At 38.9% G+C, this 19,789-nt stretch carries 23 protein-coding genes; 4 read left to right on the top strand and 19 right to left on the bottom strand.

All coding sequences use genetic code 11. The features are described from left to right. Positions 1-178 precede the first annotated feature (178 nt). The 5 genes from tnpA to panB all read right to left on the bottom strand — a co-directional run bounded on the left by tnpA (position 179) and on the right by panB (position 5,305). Positions 179-655: an IS200/IS605 family transposase gene (gene tnpA, locus SJW71_RS16590; RefSeq protein ID WP_274797225.1), complete on the bottom strand. Its 477-nt coding sequence runs from the start codon at positions 653-655 to the stop codon at positions 179-181. Positions 656-862: 207 nt separating this feature from the next. Next, a complete protein-coding gene (locus SJW71_RS16595; protein WP_431811226.1) occupies positions 863-3,010 on the bottom strand; it encodes a 5'-nucleotidase C-terminal domain-containing protein in 2,148 nt (715 codons plus the stop codon). Between the two features lie 218 nt (positions 3,011-3,228). Next, complete coding sequence (panD, locus tag SJW71_RS16600) at positions 3,229-3,612, bottom strand: aspartate 1-decarboxylase (protein WP_431811227.1); 384 nt, start codon at positions 3,610-3,612, stop codon at positions 3,229-3,231. A gap of 2 nt (positions 3,613-3,614) precedes the next feature. Beyond that, the gene (gene panC, locus SJW71_RS16605) at positions 3,615-4,469 is read right to left on the bottom strand and encodes a pantoate--beta-alanine ligase (protein WP_431811228.1); all 855 of its coding nucleotides are present in this window, start codon (positions 4,467-4,469) and stop codon (positions 3,615-3,617) included. After that, positions 4,466-5,305, bottom strand: a complete 840-nt coding sequence (gene panB / locus SJW71_RS16610; protein WP_274796383.1) for a 3-methyl-2-oxobutanoate hydroxymethyltransferase — start codon at positions 5,303-5,305, stop codon at positions 4,466-4,468. Before panB ends, panC begins: the two co-directional genes overlap by 4 nt. 410 nt (positions 5,306-5,715) lie before the next feature. Between panB and SJW71_RS16615 the strand changes: the two genes are divergently transcribed. From SJW71_RS16615 to SJW71_RS16625, 3 genes are read left to right on the top strand one after another with little or no spacing between them, the layout of a single operon-like run. Next, a complete protein-coding gene (locus tag SJW71_RS16615) occupies positions 5,716-6,036 on the top strand; it encodes a PadR family transcriptional regulator (protein WP_274796382.1) in 321 nt (106 codons plus the stop codon). Next, a complete protein-coding gene (locus tag SJW71_RS16620) occupies positions 6,029-6,634 on the top strand; it encodes a DUF1700 domain-containing protein (RefSeq protein WP_312505616.1) in 606 nt (201 codons plus the stop codon). Before SJW71_RS16615 ends, SJW71_RS16620 begins: the two co-directional genes overlap by 8 nt. Continuing rightward, positions 6,631-7,467: a DUF4097 family beta strand repeat-containing protein gene (locus SJW71_RS16625; RefSeq protein WP_431811229.1), complete on the top strand. Its 837-nt coding sequence runs from the start codon at positions 6,631-6,633 to the stop codon at positions 7,465-7,467. Before SJW71_RS16620 ends, SJW71_RS16625 begins: the two co-directional genes overlap by 4 nt. Before the next feature lie 43 nt (positions 7,468-7,510). On the opposite strand, the gene SJW71_RS16630 is transcribed toward SJW71_RS16625, so the two are convergent. The 6 genes from SJW71_RS16630 to SJW71_RS16655 all read right to left on the bottom strand — a co-directional run bounded on the left by SJW71_RS16630 (position 7,511) and on the right by SJW71_RS16655 (position 12,549). Further along, on the bottom strand, positions 7,511-8,494 hold the full coding sequence (locus SJW71_RS16630) for a biotin--[acetyl-CoA-carboxylase] ligase (protein WP_312505619.1): 984 nt from the start codon (positions 8,492-8,494) through the stop codon (positions 7,511-7,513). Positions 8,495-8,657: 163 nt separating this feature from the next. Further along, the gene (locus SJW71_RS16635) at positions 8,658-9,827 is read right to left on the bottom strand and encodes a CCA tRNA nucleotidyltransferase (protein ID WP_431811230.1); all 1,170 of its coding nucleotides are present in this window, start codon (positions 9,825-9,827) and stop codon (positions 8,658-8,660) included. Next, the gene (bshA, locus tag SJW71_RS16640) at positions 9,814-10,959 is read right to left on the bottom strand and encodes an N-acetyl-alpha-D-glucosaminyl L-malate synthase BshA (protein ID WP_274796377.1); all 1,146 of its coding nucleotides are present in this window, start codon (positions 10,957-10,959) and stop codon (positions 9,814-9,816) included. The genes SJW71_RS16635 and bshA overlap by 14 nt, the downstream gene beginning before the upstream one ends. A gap of 33 nt (positions 10,960-10,992) precedes the next feature. Further along, complete coding sequence (gene mgsA / locus SJW71_RS16645) at positions 10,993-11,397, bottom strand: methylglyoxal synthase (protein ID WP_431811231.1); 405 nt, start codon at positions 11,395-11,397, stop codon at positions 10,993-10,995. Positions 11,398-11,416: 19 nt separating this feature from the next. Continuing rightward, positions 11,417-12,214, bottom strand: a complete 798-nt coding sequence (gene dapB, locus SJW71_RS16650) for a 4-hydroxy-tetrahydrodipicolinate reductase (RefSeq protein WP_274797290.1) — start codon at positions 12,212-12,214, stop codon at positions 11,417-11,419. Then, positions 12,214-12,549, bottom strand: a complete 336-nt coding sequence (locus SJW71_RS16655) for a nucleotide pyrophosphohydrolase (protein WP_274796375.1) — start codon at positions 12,547-12,549, stop codon at positions 12,214-12,216. Before SJW71_RS16655 ends, dapB begins: the two co-directional genes overlap by 1 nt. A 115-nt stretch (positions 12,550-12,664) precedes the next feature. Between SJW71_RS16655 and SJW71_RS16660 the strand changes: the two genes are divergently transcribed. After that, positions 12,665-13,534 carry a YitT family protein gene (locus tag SJW71_RS16660; RefSeq protein ID WP_274796374.1) on the top strand — a complete coding sequence of 290 codons (870 nt, stop codon included), beginning with the start codon at positions 12,665-12,667 and terminating at the stop codon, positions 13,532-13,534. A gap of 55 nt (positions 13,535-13,589) precedes the next feature. On the opposite strand, the gene SJW71_RS16665 is transcribed toward SJW71_RS16660, so the two are convergent. From SJW71_RS16665 to SJW71_RS16700, 8 genes are all read right to left on the bottom strand, one after another. Further along, the gene (locus tag SJW71_RS16665; RefSeq protein ID WP_312505780.1) at positions 13,590-14,264 is read right to left on the bottom strand and encodes a zinc metallopeptidase; all 675 of its coding nucleotides are present in this window, start codon (positions 14,262-14,264) and stop codon (positions 13,590-13,592) included. Between the two features lie 60 nt (positions 14,265-14,324). Then, positions 14,325-14,921: a DUF1405 domain-containing protein gene (locus tag SJW71_RS16670; protein WP_312505622.1), complete on the bottom strand. Its 597-nt coding sequence runs from the start codon at positions 14,919-14,921 to the stop codon at positions 14,325-14,327. Between the two features lie 224 nt (positions 14,922-15,145). Continuing rightward, positions 15,146-15,913: a menaquinol-cytochrome c reductase cytochrome b/c subunit gene (locus SJW71_RS16675; RefSeq protein WP_313471002.1), complete on the bottom strand. Its 768-nt coding sequence runs from the start codon at positions 15,911-15,913 to the stop codon at positions 15,146-15,148. A 41-nt stretch (positions 15,914-15,954) separates the two neighbouring features. Continuing rightward, positions 15,955-16,629 (bottom strand): menaquinol-cytochrome c reductase cytochrome b subunit, encoded by a 675-nt coding sequence (gene qcrB, locus SJW71_RS16680; RefSeq protein ID WP_008181573.1) that lies wholly within the window; start codon positions 16,627-16,629, stop codon positions 15,955-15,957. A 17-nt stretch (positions 16,630-16,646) separates the two neighbouring features. After that, on the bottom strand, positions 16,647-17,153 hold the full coding sequence (locus SJW71_RS16685) for a ubiquinol-cytochrome c reductase iron-sulfur subunit (RefSeq protein WP_312505623.1): 507 nt from the start codon (positions 17,151-17,153) through the stop codon (positions 16,647-16,649). Between the two features lie 154 nt (positions 17,154-17,307). Beyond that, positions 17,308-17,757, bottom strand: coding sequence for a DUF2487 family protein (locus tag SJW71_RS16690; protein ID WP_274796371.1), 450 nt, complete (start codon positions 17,755-17,757; stop codon positions 17,308-17,310). 140 nt (positions 17,758-17,897) lie between these two features. Further along, complete coding sequence (locus SJW71_RS16695) at positions 17,898-18,455, bottom strand: ReoY family proteolytic degradation factor (protein WP_036123193.1); 558 nt, start codon at positions 18,453-18,455, stop codon at positions 17,898-17,900. A 14-nt stretch (positions 18,456-18,469) separates the two neighbouring features. After that, on the bottom strand, positions 18,470-19,738 hold the full coding sequence (locus SJW71_RS16700; RefSeq protein ID WP_274796370.1) for a tetratricopeptide repeat protein: 1,269 nt from the start codon (positions 19,736-19,738) through the stop codon (positions 18,470-18,472). Positions 19,739-19,789 lie beyond the last annotated feature (51 nt).

A 19,789-nucleotide genomic window follows, 5' to 3' on the forward strand; every position in this document is an offset into this window, starting at 1 on the left:
CTTTGCAGCATCCTTTCTCCTCCTTGTAAAATCACTTAATCTATACAAATCAGAACCACCAGTCTAACTGGTGGTTTGCTCTACGCGTGAAACGCTGGGGTACTGGCCCATGTCTAAAGACACACTGAAAGGTCCGCCAACCGCACTCCGTTTTCACGCTACCACTAAAGTGGTTTTATTATTTTCGCTTTTTTGCTTGTATTTCTTCTCCTGTAAATGGATCAATGAATTCTTTCATAGTCATTTGATCCTCAAGAATATCCTCTTGCAATTGATTTTTTATATATTCCTGTATGATTTTTCTGTTTCGACCTACTGTATCTACATAATATCCGCGACACCAAAACTTCCTATTTCCATATTTGTATTTCAGGTTCGCATGCCGATCGAATATCATTAAACTACTCTTCCCTTTCAAATAACCTACAAACGATGAAACACTTATTTTTGGTGGAATACTCACCAACATATGAATATGATCAGGACAGGCTGTAGCTTCAATGATTTCTACTCCTTTTCTTTCACATAACTGGCGAAGAATTCTACCTATATCTGCTTTGATTTTTCCATAAATAATCTGCCTTCTATATTTTGGCGCAAAGACGATGTGATACTTACAATTCCATGTCGTGTGTGCTAAACTTTTATTATCCATTTGGAGCCCCTTTCGTACGAAGTCGGTTGACCAGACCTGATTTCATTGTACGGCTGGGGTTTTTTTCTTGTCCATAGCTAGAAGCCCTTTGGAACCCCTCGCATAGCAAGGGGTTTTCAAAAGATACAAAAAAACAACCTTAGAGGAAGCCCCTAAGGTTGCGTAGATGAATAGTAGTTAAATAAAATAGTAATTCAAGCTATTCGATTATTGTTTTTTAGCAAGATCAACAATACGACCTTCTGTTGTTGTTTTTATTTCTTTTAGTGATAGTAAATGCTCTTGTAGATTTTCCCAATCAGATAAACCTAGATCTGTAACACGGCCCTCATCATATGCTTTACCAAACATTGTTAAGCTATCCCCACCTTTTGCAGTGTAGGCATTTGTTGCTACTGTATATGTTTTATTATCTTCTAAAGCAACATACTTACCAGTTGCTTTGTCTAAATATTCAATAGACACAACACGTGAGCCTACTTCTTTTGATGAATCATATTTTAGTTTTCCTCCGGCAATGTGTAGGAAACCACCGTTTTCTTTCGGTGCATTTTTTACAGCGACTTCAAATGCTGCCTTTAATTCTGCACCTGTTACATCCATCAATGCAAGTGTATTACCATTTGGCAGTACTGTATTCACTTGACCAACTGTAATATTACCAGCCGGAATTTCTTCACGAATACCACCACCGTTTTGTAATGCCATAATTACAGTTTTATCTGTATATTGCTGTGCCTTAGCAAGCATACCATCCGTTATGATATTACCTAGAGCAGTTTCATTACTACGAACACTTGGACCTGTTTCACTTGATCGTGGATTCTCTAGTTTTTCTGCAATTTTTACGCCGATCTCCTTATTGTTTACTTCATCTACTTTTGCTTTATATGGCTCTAATAATTTCACTAATGCCTCATCTTGCGCAACTTTACCAAGGTCGATTAATTCGCCACCATATTCAGTCACAACACCATTTCCATCAAATGTTACGTCAAGTGTGCCTAAATAATTTACATATTCATTAGCTTGTACGATTAATGTTGCTTCTTTTGCTTCCCCCACTGTGTTTGTATCAACAACAACTGGCTCTTCTAATTTTGTATGGTCATGTCCACCAACGATGACATCAATCCCTGGTACATTTTTAGCAAGTAAAATATCATTATCCACATTTGAATTGTCGTTGTAGCCAATATGTGTTAATGCAATAATTTTGTTGACACCCATTCCTTCAAATGCCGCTACTGCCTTATTCGCTTCATCGATATAATTAGTAAAGGTTACTTTATTAGGCGAGGAAATACCCTTCGTTTCTTCTGTTGTTAAACCAAAAATACCTACTTTTTCGCCATCAATTTCTTTTACAATTCCTGAATAAATCTTACCATTTTCAGGCTCACTGGAAATTAAGTCGGTAAATAAACCCGTGAATTTATCATCTGCTGAGAAGTCTGTATTAGCATCAACAAATGGGAATTTAGCACCTTTCACAAAATCTGCTAATGCTTGATGACCTTCATTTGATCCACCTAAATCAAATTCATGGTTACCGAATACCATCGCATCAAAGCCAATTTCATTTAACAGCTTAAGATCAGCTTGTCCTTGGAATTCAGTGAAGTATAGTGTTCCACTAAATGCATCTCCAGCGTGTAAAGTTAAGACATTTTTCTTCGTTTCACGTTGCTCCTTAACCGCTGTTGCTAATTGAGGTAACTTCTCAGCACGAGCATGTGTATCATTCACATGTAAAATAGATAGAGAAAATGCACCTTCAGGCGTTTCAGGTTTCTCTGGTGTTTCAGGAGTTTCTGGTGTTTCTGTGCTTGATTTTGTTAAAGCTTCTGCAATCAATGTTGCAAGCTGTCCACGTGTAACTTTATCAGTTGCCGCGTGGTTTTTAGCACTTTCTAGCTCTGGTAATGTTGGAATAGACGCTAAAATTTTAGCTAAATCACCATGTGTAATTGTTTGATTTGGACGGAAAGTATTATCACCATAGCCTGTAATCACTTCTAATCCTGCAAGTGCTGCAATTGAACCGTAATATGGATTAGAAACATCAATATCTTTATAGTTTGGATTCTCCACATCTTTTGTATCTAGCTTTAATGCGCCTGCAATCATTTTTGCTGCTTGTCCACGTGTGACATTTGTATCTGGTTTGAATGTACCATCTGGATACCCGCTAATAATCCCTGCTGCATAAAGTGTAGAAATGGCTTCAAAGTTTGCATGGCTTTCTTTTACATCTGAAAAAGGACTTGCTGCAGATGCTGGCGCTACTGCTACCGCTGTTACAGCCAATGCCGCGGCAGTTACTGTTAAAAACTTGTTACGTTTATTTTCCATTACAAATGATACCTCCACTAGTAAATTGATGTACTTACAACTAAATTCTACATAAATATGACCCAAAATACTAGAACATTTGTAAAATTATAATTTTAAAAACTAGTTTAATAGTAAGAAAAACAAAATTTTACCAGTTACTTTTGTAATAGATGCAATCAAAAAAGGAGGATTGACAAAGCATTTGCCAATCCTCCTTTCTTCTATCTATAATCTGATCACATCACCGTGGCTTCAGGCTCATGTGTAATCATTTCTTTAATCCTATTACCCTCATCCATAATGGCAACGGTTGGTTTATGCTCTTTTGCCTCATGATTATCCACATATACATAGGAAATAATAATTACAATATCGCCACGTTGTACAAGTCGTGCAGCTGCGCCATTAACGCAAATTACACCAGAACCTCGCTCACCAGCAATAATATATGTTTCAAAGCGGGCTCCATTATTATTGTTAACGACATGTACCTTTTCATTCGCCAGCATACCTACCGCATCTAAAATATCTTCATCAATTGTTATGGAGCCGACATAATTTAGATCGGCCTGTGTCACTGTTGCACGGTGGATTTTACTATTCATCATCATTCGTAACATCTTTACAGTCCTTCTTTCACAGTAAAAATACAATTATCAATTAAGCGTGTTTTGCCAATATAGACGGCTGCTGCCAACAGGACTTGCTGTGTCGTTGCAGTTACTGGTGTTAGATCGGGGTACGCTAATAACTCAATATAGTCAATTCGGCCATGCGTTCGTGCATAAATATGCGCTTTCGCTTTAACCAGTGCGCGCTCAGCATCACCATTCGCTAAAAAGCTATCACGTGCCAATTGCAAAGCTTCATTAATCGCAGGAGCCTCCTGTCGCTCTGATTCACTTAAATAGATATTGCGAGAAGATTTGGCTAAACCGTCCTCCTCACGCACTATTGGGACTACTTGCAATTCCAATGGGAAGTTAAAATCACGTACCATTGTGGCAATAATCGCAACCTGCTGTGCATCCTTTTGTCCGAAATAAGCCCGAGTTGGTTGTGTTAAGTGGAATAATTTTGAGACAACCTGTAGCACACCATCAAAATGACCTGGTCGACTCGCACCACAAAGAATTGTTGCCTGTTCACCAGCATGTATTCGAATACCACCATCATGCGGATACATTTCTTCCGCACTTGGAGCGAACACAATATCAACACCGACAGATTGTGCTAAAGCGGTATCTCTAGGTAAATCCCGAGGATAGCTTTCAAAATCCTCGTTCGGTCCAAATTGTGTTGGATTGACGAAAATGCTCATAATAACTAGATCATTTTCTGCACGTGCTGTTTTTGCCAATGTCAAATGACCTTCATGTAAATAGCCCATCGTTGGGACAAGACCTATCGTTTTATGAGCCTGCTTTGCTGCATCAATTTCTACTCTTAATGCTTGTATGGTAGTGACTACTTTCATGCTTTGACGCCCCCATATAGCTGATCTAACGCTTCCTCTTTCATTGTGAAGAAATGCTTAGGTGCAGGGAATGTACCCGCTTTGACTGCTTCAACATAGTGAACCATACCAGTACTTGCTTCTTTCCCCATATTAGCAAATTGCTGAACAAACTTAGGCACATGGTGTGAGCCATAGCTTAACATGTCATGATAAACCAACACTTGTCCATCAGCTTCTACTCCTGCACCTATACCAATCGTCGGGATCACAAGGCTAGCTGAAACAATTTTTGTTAGCTGATGTGGGATACATTCTAACACGACAGCACAAGCTCCTGCTTCTTCACATTTCTTTGCATCCTCTATAAGGGTAGCAGCCTGTTCTGCCGTTTTTCCCTGTACTTTATAACCACCAAGCACACCTGCTGATTGTGGTAATAAACCTAAATGCGCTACTACTGGAATACCGGCTGATGTAAGTTTACGTATGACCGAAATGACCTCTCCTGCACCCTCAACCTTTAAAGCATCGGCTCCTGTTTGTTGCATCATGTCAACAGCCGTTTTTAATGCTTCATTGACATCGCCATGATAAGAACCAAATGGCATATCAACGACAATAAACGTATTCTTCGCACCACGTCGAACCGCCTTAGCGTGATGCACCATATCCGCTACAGTCACTGGCATTGTAGAATCATAGCCAAGCACGACCATCCCAAGTGAATCACCGACTAGTACCATATCTACACCAGCGTCTTCAGCAAATCTAGCAGCGGGATAATCATAGGCTGTCACCATGACAATTTTTTCACCGGCCGCTTTCATCTTTAAAAAATCTGTAGTCGTTTTCAATTTGTAGTCCTCCTTTTTAAGGGAAGAAAACAGAAAAACCCTTCTGTTTTCGAAAATAGACAGAAGGGTAGTGTTTCGTTCGTCACAAAATACCTCTTGATGAAGTGTTGACAAGAGGCGATAGCTAGCAGCTATGTTGAACGTATGTTTTCTTCCGTCCCTGTCTGAAAAGATCAAGGCAGATATTTGTTGTATTGGATCTTGCGCTTGTGAAGGTGCCGTTCACAATGGATACTGCCCTTCAGCACATACTATAACAATAATCCTCGTAATCTTCAAATATTATTTTCTTATAATAACAGAGTTTATTTTAACTAATTGACAATTAATACTATACGTCATATACTATCCACATACTATACGATATATAATATAAAATGAAATATAAGTATTACATGTGAGGTGGAAAGATGACATTTCAGCTTGGTTCAGCTTTACTTGACGCTTGTGTACTCGCTATTGTCGACAAAGAGGACGCCTATGGTTACTCACTAACACAGCAAGTACAATCCGTCATGGAGATTTCGGAATCTACACTGTACCCCGTTTTACGTCGCTTACAAAAAGCGCATTACTTAACAACCTACGATCAGCCCTATCAAGGCAGAAATAGACGCTATTATCAAATTACAGAGCAAGGACGTATTCGGTTATTAGAGCTATTAAAAGAATGGCAAGTGTATAAGGAAAAGGTTGATTGTGTACTTTTAGGAGGGAAATTAGATGGATAGAGCTAGCTATTTGAAACAGCTACGAGGCAAATTGCGTCGGCTTCCTGCGCATGAGTTTGACGCTGCAATTGCCTATTATGAGGAATACTTCGAGGAAGCAGGAGAAGAAAATGAGCAACAAGTTATTTCACAACTTGGCTCTCCTTCACATGTCGCCTCACAAATATTAGCTGATTTCGCATTGAAGGATTTGGATACCTCCTCGGCAAAATCGACAAAAAAGAATATATCGGCTATTTGGCTTATTATTTTAGCCATCCTATCTGCGCCCCTTTCATTGCCATTACTTGCTACTGCAATCGCACTTATTTTTTCATTTGGCGCAGTCATTGTCAGTTTAATCTTTGCTATTATCGCTACAGTCATTAGTATCTTTGTCGGTGGTGTTGTGGCGCTTATATCTGGCCTCCTGATTTTAACAGAGCATTGGCCTACCGCTCTGCTCTTTATGGGTGTCGGATTGATTGTAACGGGCTTAGGTGTCCTACTCTTTCCTATTGTCGCTCGTTTTATCAAGAAAACGGTTCTTGTCTCAGTTGAAACATTAGGGAGACTATTTCACAAAATAACAAAAAAGGGAAAGGGGGCTTCTAAATGACATCAAAAAATACGCTAATTGCTATGACCATGATTGCTTTAGGTATTTTACTTGCACTGGTCGGCTATTTTTCAGGTGGTCGCTGGTTTATTGAAAAAGATGCAGAGGGTCTTCACGTACCAAGCTCTACTAAATTAGTAAGTCATTCTCACAAATTAGATGCATTTACAAATATCAAGATCGTAAATGAATATGGCGATATTGATATTGTTGCTAGTAATAACGACTATAAATTAGACACAAAGGTCCTTAAGCAGCAGGATGTGACCTATCATATTGAAGATGGGACTTTAACGATTGAAACCGTAGCGAAGAAAAAGAGTGATTTCCAAATTGGCTTTGGAAGCTTTTCATCTCCTTCGATCAAGCTCTATGTACCAAAGGATGCAAATATAGATGCTGTTACTATAGATAGCGACTTCGGTGATATAGCCATTCACGAGCTACATTATCAGCAGCTTAACCTAGTGCAAGATTACGGAGATGCTACCTTTACCAACATAATTGGTAACAACACAGAGATTACTCAGTCCTTTGGTGATTTGACGCTCCAACGCCTTGCTAGTAACGGTATTAGTATTAAAAGTGAACATGGAGATATCAGTATAGATGGGACATTAAATGGTCAATCAACCATTACGTCAAGCTTTGGTGATACGACCCTTCGCTTACAAAACAAACAATCTAATCTAGGCTATAACTTCATAACAAGCTTCGGTGATCTCACAATTAATGACGAAGAACAAAGTAGTACAGTTACTCAAGTAAACAATGGTAATGATCAGCTACATATATCTTTATCACAAGGTGATTTAGATGTAACTTTCAAGTAAATGAAGAAGCTGCAAGAACAAGACGTTCATTGCAGCTTCTTTTTTATATAATTTTGATGTCACCTGCATAAATCGTCCGTATTGTCCCATCATCTTGGGTAAGCTGGAGGACGCCATCGTCTGTAATTCCACTAGCAACCCCTTCAAAACGTTCTCGTAATGTTGTCACCTCAATACGTTGACCAATGGTACAGGACAATTGCTGCCACAGTGTTTTAATACTTGCAAAACCTTCATTTACATAGAGCTCTGTAAATTGTTCTAAATAGTGTAAAATGGAGGCCACCAATGCTGCCCGATTGATTTCTTCGCCAGCTTCTAGACGTAGAGAAGTAGCAATATCTGCAATATCAGGGGAGAAATCAGTAGCCTCTTGATTTGCATTTATGCCAATGCCAACAAGTAAAGCCTGAACAAGATCTGCCTCTGCCTGCATCTCTGTTAATATTCCAGTACACTTTTTGCCATTAATCAACAAATCATTTGGCCATTTAATTAATGGTTCTACATGCTCATATAATGTTTTGATGGCCATCGTTACCGCTACTGCCACTACAAGTGTATAAGAGGATGCCTGCTGGGGTGTCACATCTGGACGTACGATAATCGTCATCCAAATTCCTGTGCCATGTGCCGATTCCCAAGGACGAGCCATTCGACCACGACCCGCTGTTTGCTCCTCCCCAATGATAATCGTTCCATGTGGAGCCCCTTCTTGGGCAAGCTTATGTGCAATAGTTTGTGTAGAATCCACTACATCGAAATAATGAATTTCACGACCAAAATGCTCGGTCTTTAAAAAAAGCTCGATTTGTGTTGGATTCAAGCTATTTGGTACGCCTGTCAAAACATACCCCTTTTTCTTAATTGTTTCAAATGTATAGCCTTCCTCCTGTAATGTCTGCATGTGCTTCCAGATTGCCGTCCTTGAGACACCAAGAGAATCTGCTAGTTCCTGACCTGAAACAGCTTCACCATCTGCAGCTAGTATTCTTTTTAAAATTTCATCCTTCATCGAAATTGTCATCTTCATATCAATCCTTTAGTCAACTGTGCTATTTTTTATGTACCTATTTTGTCTTTATCATACTGTAAATTAACGTAAATGACCACCAAAGAAAAAAGCCGTCCCACATTTTTGAGACGGCAATTTGCTGTATATAATATGGCTTAAAGTAAGTGAAGGCTTTCTAGAAATAGTGTAGCTCCAGCCAGTTTCGTATTTGTTGTCGATCATTTTGAAGCTCATGATGAAGAATGGCTGTCAGCATGTCCTCCAAGGCTTCTTTTACCCAAGGTCCACCTTTTTTTCCTGACCATTTCAGTAAATCTGCCCCATTCACCACTAATTCTTGCTTCTGTTTAATGGGTAGCATTGTCTGTAACTCTCTTACAGACAGCCGAGGTATAGGAGCGTCCAATTGAGTCAGCTGGGCAAAATAGCGTGCCGCCTCTAGCTCCTGCTCTGTGTACATAAAATAATGTGTGTTTGTCCATCCACCTTTTAGAGCATCATAGGCACTTAAAACCGATTTGACAAACGCCATTTCTTTATTTGATAGTCGATAATCTCGCAAAACCCCCCGCCAATCTGTCCCTTGCAGTAAAGCAAAATAGGCCCAGCCCAAGCGCTTGTCCTGTGTATGAAATTCAAGCCAATGCGCAGCATGAAAATCTCCTATTAAATAGGCAGTCAAACCGCTTTCCTCTAATTTCTGTAGACCACCAAAAACTGTTTGTCCTACCCAAAGCTTATCCAGCTCTGCTTTTATACGTTCTTTTGCAATAAAAGCCAGATCAGCGGCTTTTTGTTGGATGGCTGTCAATGTATTTGCCTCGATTGTAAAATCAAGCTGCGCGGAAAAGCGAATCGCTCTCAGCATCCGTAAAGCATCTTCTGCAAAGCGATTTGGTGCATCACCAACAGCTCGAATAATATGCTTGTCGATATCTTGACGCCCACCGTAATAATCTACAAAAGAACCGTCACGACGCATAGCAATGGCATTCATCGTAAAATCACGACGTTGTAAATCCTCTTGCAAGGAACGTACAAACTGTACTTTTTCTGGACGGCGGTGGTCCGTATATTCCCCATCTGTCCTGTAGGTAGTCACTTCAACAGGTCCAGCGGGCACGATAACAAGTACCGTCCCATGCTGAATCCCAATATCAACTGTCCGTGGAAAGACAGATTTTACTTCTTCAGGCAAGGCATTTGTTGCAACATCTACATCATGGGCAGGCCGATTGAGTAAAGCATCTCTTACAGCCCCACCAACAATAACAGCCTCAAATCCTGCCTGTTCTAGCTGTTCGATTACAAAAAAGGCTGCCTGCCATTCATTATTGTTTTGCATGATTTCTTTCCGCAACCTTCTCATACAAATTTTCATATTGTTTAACAATTTTTGTTGAATGGAATTTTTCACTTACTGCACGAATAGCCGCTTCTCGGAAACGCAATAGTTGTTCTTCATCTTGCAATAATTGAGTAGCATACTCAGCTACTGCATCTGTATCCCCTAATTCAACAATATAGCCATCTACGCCATGTTCAATGACTTCTGGGATGCCACCTACATTGGACCCAATACAAGGTACACCACAAGCCATTGCTTCTAATAAAACCAGTCCAAACGATTCCTGCTGTGAAAGTAATAGTTTCAAATCACTAATCGCATATAATTCAGCCAAGTTTTCTTGTTTTCCTAAAAATAAAACATCCTTCATATAGGGACTTCCCTTTACTTGGTCCATAACACGATGCTTTTCAGGACCATCTCCAACTAGTAGGAGCTTTGCCTTCATGTTTGCACGAATTTTCATAAAAGCATCTACAACATGTGGAAGATTTTTAATTTTACGGAAGTTAGATACATGTATGAGGACTTTTTCATCTTCTTGAATACCAAATTGCTCTTTTAAGTTTCCTGAATTACGAGGGAAGTATTCACGTTCATCCACAAAGTTATAAATCGTTTCAATTGGTTTTACTGTATCAATTAACTCATAGGTTTGTTCTTTTAATGCTTGTGACACGGTTGTCACAATATCAGATTTATCAATTCCATACTTAATGGCCTGTGATAACGTAGAATCTTGCCCCAGCACCGAAATATCTGTGCCATGAAGGGTTGTGACGATGCCAATATCTCTACCACTCATTTCACGTGCTAATACCGCACATACTGCATGTGGAATGGCATAATGCACATGCAACACATCCAACTCTTCATCCTTTATGACGTCTGCCATTTTACTCGCTAATGCAATATCGTATGGAGAATATTGAAACACTGAATAATTATTAACTTCGACTTCATGGAAAAAGACGGTTGGATAAATTTTATTCAATCGAAATGGTACGCTTGAGGTAATGAAATGAATTTCATGTCCTCTTTCTGCAAGCATTTTGCCTAATTCTGTTGCAATGACACCAGAGCCACCAACTGTAGGATAACAGGTAATGCCGATTTTTAGCTTTTTCATTCGATGATCATCCTTTCTAAATCACGTCTTTTATTAATTGCGTCTTTCTTGTATCAGTCTCCAATCCACAAAGCCCTCTTGTAGGCCTTTTAGTAATATTTCTGCTGTTCCCATATTTGTCGCCAGTGGCACTTGGTAAACATCACAAAGACGGATAAGTGCAGAAACATCTGGCTCATGTGGTTGTGCTGTTAATGGATCACGGAAAAAAATAACCATGTCCATATCATTATTGGCAATCATAGCGCCAATTTGTTGGTCGCCACCAAGTGGCCCTGAGCGAAAACGCGTTACCTCTAAGCCAGTAGCCTCGATTACACGTTGTCCTGTTGTGCCGGTAGCATAAAGCGTATGTTCATGTAAAATATCTTGGTAAGCAATAACAAACTGTACTAAATTATCTTTTTTACGATCATGTGCAATCAATGCGATTTTCATATAGCTTCCATCCCAATCTTTAGATGATGTTTTCTAAACCATAAACAAGCTGATCCATTTTCATAACCTCTTCTATGCAAAAGGCAACACCTGACATAAAGGAGTTTCTGTTTAATGAATCATGACGAATCGTTAGTAGCTGCCCATCTCCTCCAAATAATACTTGCTGGTGTGCCACTAAACCAGGTAAACGGACGGAGTGAATGCGCATGCCATCAAAGTCTCCACCTCTTGCACCTTCAATGGTTTCTTTTTCTTCTGGATGTCCTTGCGTCTTAGGCGTACGAACCTCTTGTATTAATTGTGCCGTTTTTACTGCTGTTCCAGATGGTGCATCAAGCTTCTGATCATGGTGCATTTCAATAATTTCTACATCTGGCAAGTATTTGGCCGCTTCTTTCGCAAATTTCATCATCAGGATAGCGCCAATCGCAAAGTTAGGTGCAATAATACAGCCTAACTCTTTTTCTTTAGCCATGGCTGATAATTCCTCTAGTTGTGCGTCTGTAAATCCTGTTGTACCAATTACAGGTCGGACATTTAAATGCAATGCTTCCTTAGTATGCTTGTATACTGCATGAGGGTTAGTTAAATCGACTAACACATCGGGTGCAGTTGCTTCTACAAGATCATGCATTTCTGTAAAAATAGGTATCGTATAGCTTGCTGGAAACATATCTAAATCAGCTAATGTTTTTCCTACTTCCTTATAATCTAGTACAGCTACTAATTCCATTTTGTCATGTTTCATGACCGTATGTACAGCCTCAGCTCCCATTTTTCCTCTAGCTCCCGCAATAGCTACACGAATCGACATCATTCTTCATCCTTTCTAGTCCAGCGATCCTTATCTCTAGTTTCAAATTTATGTATGACGCGTAAAAGTGCTTCATCTAGTTTAATACCTTGTGCATTTGCAAAGCATACTAGTACAAAGAAAAAATCTCCTAGCTCTTCTTCGATACTATTTGTGTCCTCTGTACTCTTTTTCTTTTTTTGTCCGTAAACATCTTGAACCTCGCGTGACAGCTCACCTAATTCCTCTGTTAAACGCGCAAGTAGCTCGAATGGTGGGAAATATCCTTCCTTGAATTGTCCTATATAATCATCAACACGCTGTTGCAATGCTTGCATTGATAGTTGCTCTGTCATAAAAATCACACTCCTATTTACCATCGTATAAAATTTACACCATTGTTGTCAAAACCAATAAAATGTCAGATAATAGATAACACAACTTCATTTGTTTGGAACTTCAGGAGGTCAAATGCTAAAACAGATTAAAATTCGCAATATTATCGCAATTATGCTCGGAGCTGCCATTTTCAGCTTCGGCTTTGTTCACTTCAACATTCAAAATCAGCTAGGTGAAGGTGGACTAAGTGGGATTACTCTCATCCTTTATTTTACACTAGGTTGGGATCCCGCCTTAATGAACCTGTTATTAAATATTCCCATGTTTATTATAGGTTATCGATTGCTTGGAAAAAAATCATTTGTTTATACACTTGTAGGCACTTTATCTGTATCTCTTTTTCTAAAAATTTTCCAAAAATATCAATTTACCATTCATTTAGAGGACGATATGCTACTCGTTGCCCTTTTTGCTGGTGTATTTGTTGGTCTTGGTCTTGGTATTGTTTTCCGATTTGGCGGCACAACAGGTGGTGTCGACATCTTGGCGAGACTTGGACATAAATACTTTGGATGGAGTATGGGTAAGACCATGTTTGTCTTCGATGCCATTGTTATCATTCTTTCGTGGTTAACTTTCTTAGATGCACGTTCTATGATGTATACACTAGTAGCTGTATTTGTCGGTGCACGTGTCATTGATTTTGTACAAGAAGGTGCCTACGCTGCACGTGGTGCTCTAATTATTTCTGAAAAGTCGGGTATGATTGCTGAAACAATTGCCTTAAGAATGGAACGAGGTATCACCATTTTAGAAGGTCATGGTCATTTTACTAAGCAACCTAAAGAGGTAATATACTGTGTAATTGGCCGCAATGAAGTTGTACGTTTAAAATCAATTGTCCATGAAGTTGATCCTCACGCATTCGTTTCGATAATAGAAGTTCGAGATGTTGCGGGTGAAGGCTTCACGCTAGATGACCAAAAGCAGCCACTTCATTAAGCATACGAAGATAAAAAACTTGCTATAGTGGTGTACCACTATAACAAGTTTTTTCTTAGTCGTCGCTACGCATATTTGTGAAAATTAATATTAAACGTAATAACTCAAGTACAGCTACTGCTGCCGCTGCTACATATGTGAGTGCGGCTGCACTTAACACCTTTCGAGCTGGACGTTCTTCTTCGTTAGTAATGATACCTAATGAATTCATTTGAACTAACGCACGCTTCGAAGCATCGAATTCCACTGGCAGTGTCACTAATTGGAAAACAACACCTGCTGCTAATAATATGATACCTAACAGCAATAAATTCGACATACTCGTAAAAATACCAACCATCACAAAAAGCCAAGACATATTGGAAGAAATATTTGCTACTGGAACGAGCTTACTACGTAGTGTAAGCATAGAATAAGCTTCTTTATGTTGGATGGCGTGACCTACCTCATGGGCAGCTACCGCAGCACCTGCAACACTCGCTTCATAAAAGTTACTTTCTGATAAAGCAACTGTTTTGGTTGCCGGATTATAATGATCAGACAACACACCTTGCGTTGGCACAACTCGTACATCATATAGTCCGTTCGCATCTAGAATCGCACGCGCTACTTCTGCACCAGTCTGTCCCTTCATTGTACGTTGTTTTGCAAACTTATTATACGTGCCTTTTACCTTCATTTGTGCGTAAAGTGGCAGCAGCATAATAATAACAAAATAAACGATATACATGCCTGTTGACAATATCCTAACCCCTTTCTACCTCGATACTATAATTCTATAATTTATACCCTAATTCGGCAAATATTTGCGCCATCTAATTGAGAAAATTGCAAGAAAAATACATGCAATTGATAACCAAAACGTGAAGTAGCCAATATAGCTTGTGTAATCGGCTAAATCTCGATACATAGGCATTTGACCAAATACATAGTCAATAACATCGTTATGGAGCGTCCATACAGCAGCTATAGCTACATGCCAATAAGAGAAAACATATTTCTTCATATATAATATGGCTTGAACGGCCATTGCAAAATGCGATCCTACAAGCATCCAGCCTTGCCAGCCTATCGTTCCTGTTTCAATTAATGTCCAAATATTCATGACATCTGCCCAAAGGCCATACTTTACCAATGTAACGAGTGCCAGCACTTCCATGAGTGGCCAGCTTTTACCCATAATCCAAGCTATCAGCACAAAACAAAAGAAAAGACTTGCTGTCGGACTATCTGGCACAAAAATATAAAAAATAGGCTTTGTAATGGCTAACTGCCATCCATACCAATAATATCCATAGATTGTACCTAGTAAATTAATAATTAATAGCGCGATTAAAAAAGTTTTATGAGTAAGAAGAAACCAAATATTTGCTCTTGTTAATTGCATCATCATCAACTCCTTCCTCTTTTTAAAAACATTCAGTATGTATAGCTTTGAGACCTAGGATATGTTATTTTTTTGATTTAATTCGCTTATTAATTCCTAGATTAAACGTCTTTTCGACATTTTTCGCTAAAATTCTTTACACACGGGAACCTTTTAGTTTGGCTTTCAGTCCCATTACTATAACAAGGTAGAAAAAAAGAGCCAGTTTCCTGACTCTTTTACTATTACTCTGCTTTTAAGCTTTCGATGAATTCAGCAAGTTTTTGAAGATCTTCATCTGAACCTGTCCATAATCCTGGTGGCATGTTTCCACGACCATTATGAGCAATGTCCTTAATTTCATCAGCTGTTAAACCAGTGTTCATTAGAGATGGTGCACCAGCCCCACCTTCTAAGCCTTCACCGTGACATGTAATACATGCAGAACCAGCGTAGATTTTATAACCTTCAGATTCTTTATCGAACTCTACTGTTTCTACGATTGCACCCATAGCTTTTTGAGCTTCCCAGTCGTGGTTAACAACTGACTCCCAAGTTAGGTAGAACATAGCAGCTAAAGTTAATAACATAAACGCTGTTGGTAATGGACGTTTAGATGGACGACGTTCTGGACCCTTGTCTAAAAATGGCATTAATAATAGCGCTCCAAATGCAAGACCTGGAATAACAATTGCTCCGATTACATTGTATGGACCAGAAGCAAATGAGTATTTTAAAAGTTGATACATAAATAAGAAGTACCAGTCCGGTAGCGGTGTATATGCTCTAGTTGGATCTGCCGGCCCTTCAAGTGGTGACGGGTGAGCGACAGTTAATAATAAGTATCCAATTAAAAATACAGCACCTACCATCCATTCCTTCAGTAAGAAGTTCGGCCAGAAAGCTTCCGTCTTACCTGGATATTCGGAATAATCCTTTGGAACGTTCGGCATTCTGTGATTCGCTTTAATACGAGAATCGCCGACGAATTTCATTCCTTTTCCGCGATGCATAGTGTCCCCTCCTTTTAAAGATCATCGAACCGTCAAGACAATTACAACGGTCCTGAAATTCCTTGGCGACGAATCATGATAAAGTGCGCTGCAAGTAACCCAAACAATACTGCAGGTAAGAAGAATACATGAATCGCAAAGAATCGTGTTAACGTTTGAGCACCTAGAATCGTTGTGTCACCCGCTAATAATACTTTAATCATTGAACCGATAAACGGTACAGATGCAGCAATCTCGATACCTACTTTAGTAGCGAATAATGCTTTCATATCCCATGGTAATAAGTATCCTGTAAAGCCAAGACCCATCATTACACCAAAAATACCTACACCAACCATCCAGTTTAACTCACGAGGTTTCTTATAAGAACCTGTGAAGAATACACGAAGCGTATGTAAGAACATCATTACGATAACTAATGAAGCTCCCCAGTGGTGCATACCGCGGACGATTTCACCAAATGCTACTTCGTTTTGTAAATAATAAACTGATTTCCAGGCATTCACAACGTCTGGTACATAGTACATTGTTAGGAACATACCAGATAGAATTTGAATTACTGTGATGAAGAATGTTAATCCACCAAAGCAGTAAACGAATGCTGAAAAATGATGTGCAGGGTTAACGTGCTCTGGCACTTCGTGGTCGGCAATATCACGCCAAATAGGTGTAATATCTAGGCGTTCATCGACCCAATCGTAAATTTTATTTAGCACTTGTCGTACCCCCTTACTTATTTAACTAGAGTATTTGCTTTTGCTGGACCAATCATTAAATAGCCATCTTGTTCTTTTACTTCAAATTCATCCAACGGACCTAGAGGTGGTGTACCTGCAATGTTTTTCCCGTTTTTCTCATAACGACCTGCGTGACATGGGCAGAAGAATTGTTCTGGGTGTGCAGAATCTCCATTCCAGTCAACCATACATCCTAAATGTTTACATACTGGTGATAGGGCAATGATTTGATCGCCATTTTTGTATACCCACGCTACGTTTGTAACATCCGATTTGTACCATGCATCAACTTGTTCGAATGAAAAGTCAACTTTTACAGGTTCTTCAGTGAGGTCAGCGATTTTATGCTCTGTTTTAACAAAATCTCCACCATCATGCTTTTGTAACACTGGATCAATTGCGAATCGAAGCATTGGCATTAGCATACCTGCCGCCATAAATCCACCTACACCAGTTAGTGTATAGCTAAGAAATTGACGACGTGAAACTCGATTATTACTCATTATTTTCCCCCCTCTAACTTAAAGGTCAGTCCAACGGACATACTTTTACAAATAGTAATACTAGGACATATATATGATATATCAAGTCCATAGCTTGGTCAATATAGCATTCTGTGGAAAGCTGGAGAATGTGAACATTTATTGAAACTAATTGTTAAATCTGTGCCCATTTGGTCGAAAGCATCGGAATCACTTGTCGTAGTTGATCTTCCAGAATGGATTTTTTCACACTGGCATCCATACTTTCTAATGGAATAGCTGGTAACCATATAATATTTACTATATCCCCACTATTTGTCCAAAAATGGTCACAAGTAATGAAGAACACATGCTTAAATCCAGCATTATGTAATTGTGCTTCTAATTGCTGTGGTAAATCTTCGTTTTTTAAAGTTGTCATATAAGAAAATGGTGGCATGACTAGTAAACGGCCTTTGAACTGTTGCTCTATAAATGAAGTTAAAGACATAACAAAATCTACTTCCGCACCACTCTGTTTCATTTTTTCAGAAGATAGATCAATGGATACGAGTGGAACAATTGCAGTATCAATGAAATCCTTCTGTGCCATAAACGATGTCACATCGTTTGCATTAAAATACATCCAACAAACCTCCTTTTATTGCAAAATAAAAATCCCTTATCCACTCTTCAATAGGATACCCAATTAAAAGTGAAAACAATCATTCACTAGTAATGTTACCATATTGAAGTGGATAAAGGACATTCAAATTTTACCTATGATTAACGTAAATTGGCCGTTTCCTTTAGTGCTTGTAACAAATTAGACAATTCATAAAAACGCTCTTCATCTCCCTGGTCGAGGGCTTCATCAATTTGTGCGAGTAATTTTTCTTCCTGGAATACGAGTAAGCTATTGGAAAGCAGCTCTTCTGCCAGTAAACGATCTTTTTCACTGACTAACAGTGTTTCTGGCATATAAGGGTTTTCTTCGAGAACTGCTAAGTATTGTGCACTTGGTGGTATATTTGGAAAATTCAATTGTATATACATATCTTCTTGTTCATGTAGTCGTAAATCATGGAAAGACTTCTCAGCATCTGCCGTCATTACATTGCCTTTATAGAAACGAAAAGGCACACCTGTTGAGTCTACTGTCGACATCACCATTGCCCTAGGACAATAATGAGCTTCTTCCACAAATCGGATTCTTTTTAATAGGTCATCATTACTTAATAAGTAATTTAAAATCCATACACACTCACGACGTTTCAATTGATAATTTTTTAAAAACCATCGAACAAATGCTTTTTTATCAACAACTGATACAGAAGCAGTCATACCCACTCCCTCCTTTACTCAAATTCTAAGGTTTCTAACTTCTCTTGCCACTCTGGTTCACCCGGTTGAATGTTGATTAATTGTCCAAGAACCTCTTTTGCCTCTGAACGTTTTCCTTCCTCTAATAAGAAGTAAACATATTTCTCTAAAAATGTTGCGTCTTCCTTAAAATCATTATATGCCAAACGGTAAAATTCGTATGCACGGTCGTACAATTCTAAATTTTCATATGCTTCTGCCGCAAAAGGATATAATGCGCTCCATTCAAAATCATTTTGCTGTAAAGATTCAAATAATTCAATAACATCCTCATGGCGCTCTTGTTGGCCTAACACAGAAATAAGTGCCAGTACCGCTTCCATATATTCAGGATCAAGCGCTATGGCTTCTCTTAGGTGTTGTTCTGCTTCTTCTGGTAAACCATTTTTCAATGCCATTTTACCAGCAAATAAATAAAGTGATTTATCATACTCATCGCGTTTTAATCCCTCTTGAATGGCAGCATAGGCCTTTGAATTATCCTCTGTCATAGCGTAGCTTTCAGCAAGCAATAAATAGGCTGAAAAATAATCAGGATCTAATTCCTTTAATTCCTCTAATTGTTTAATAGCCATCTCGTATTTTTGTGATTGAAAGGCAGAATAAGCGGCTCCAAATAAAATATCTGGCTTTACCTCATCCTCAAGAGCCTTTACATAATAATCGAAAGCTGTTTCATAGGCTGCCCCTGCTCGGTACACCTCGGCCAATCGTTCAACCAGTTGTATCCCAGCGAATTCCTCTTGCTGTTCATATAGTTCCTCATATAATCTTGCTGCCTCTAAAAAACGTCCTGTTTCAAATAACAGCTCTGCTTTTGCAAAATGTAATAATGGCTCGTCTGGTAAAATCACTAATGCTTCATTTATACGTTTTTCTGCCACCTCAAATAACCCTTGCATTTGATAATAATCAGCTAAAACTAATAAAGCTTGAGGATATTCTGGTGATGTTTCTTCGATTTCTAATAATAATTCTAATGCTTCATCTTCATCACCAAGCTCCATTAATACATTTGCACGATCTATTTTTAACTGTGCCTCTTCTGGGAATAAAAATTGTAAATGCTCCAGCACACGGTCAGCTTCTTTCATATACCCATATTGCATAAAAATCTCAGCAAGTGCATAAATCTCTTCGGGTAGCTCCTTCATTAAAAATGATTCTAGTAGCTGATCTATTAATGCTAAGTCTCCTTGTTCAAGTGCTTGCATCATTTCAGTCATCGCATTGTTCACAGTCATTCACCTATTCTTTCATTGATACCTTTATGCTACAAAACATTTACCTTTGAA

Source organism: Lysinibacillus sp. FW12 (genome assembly GCF_050817245.1).
Lineage (GTDB): Bacteria > Bacillota > Bacilli > Bacillales_A > Planococcaceae > Lysinibacillus > Lysinibacillus irui.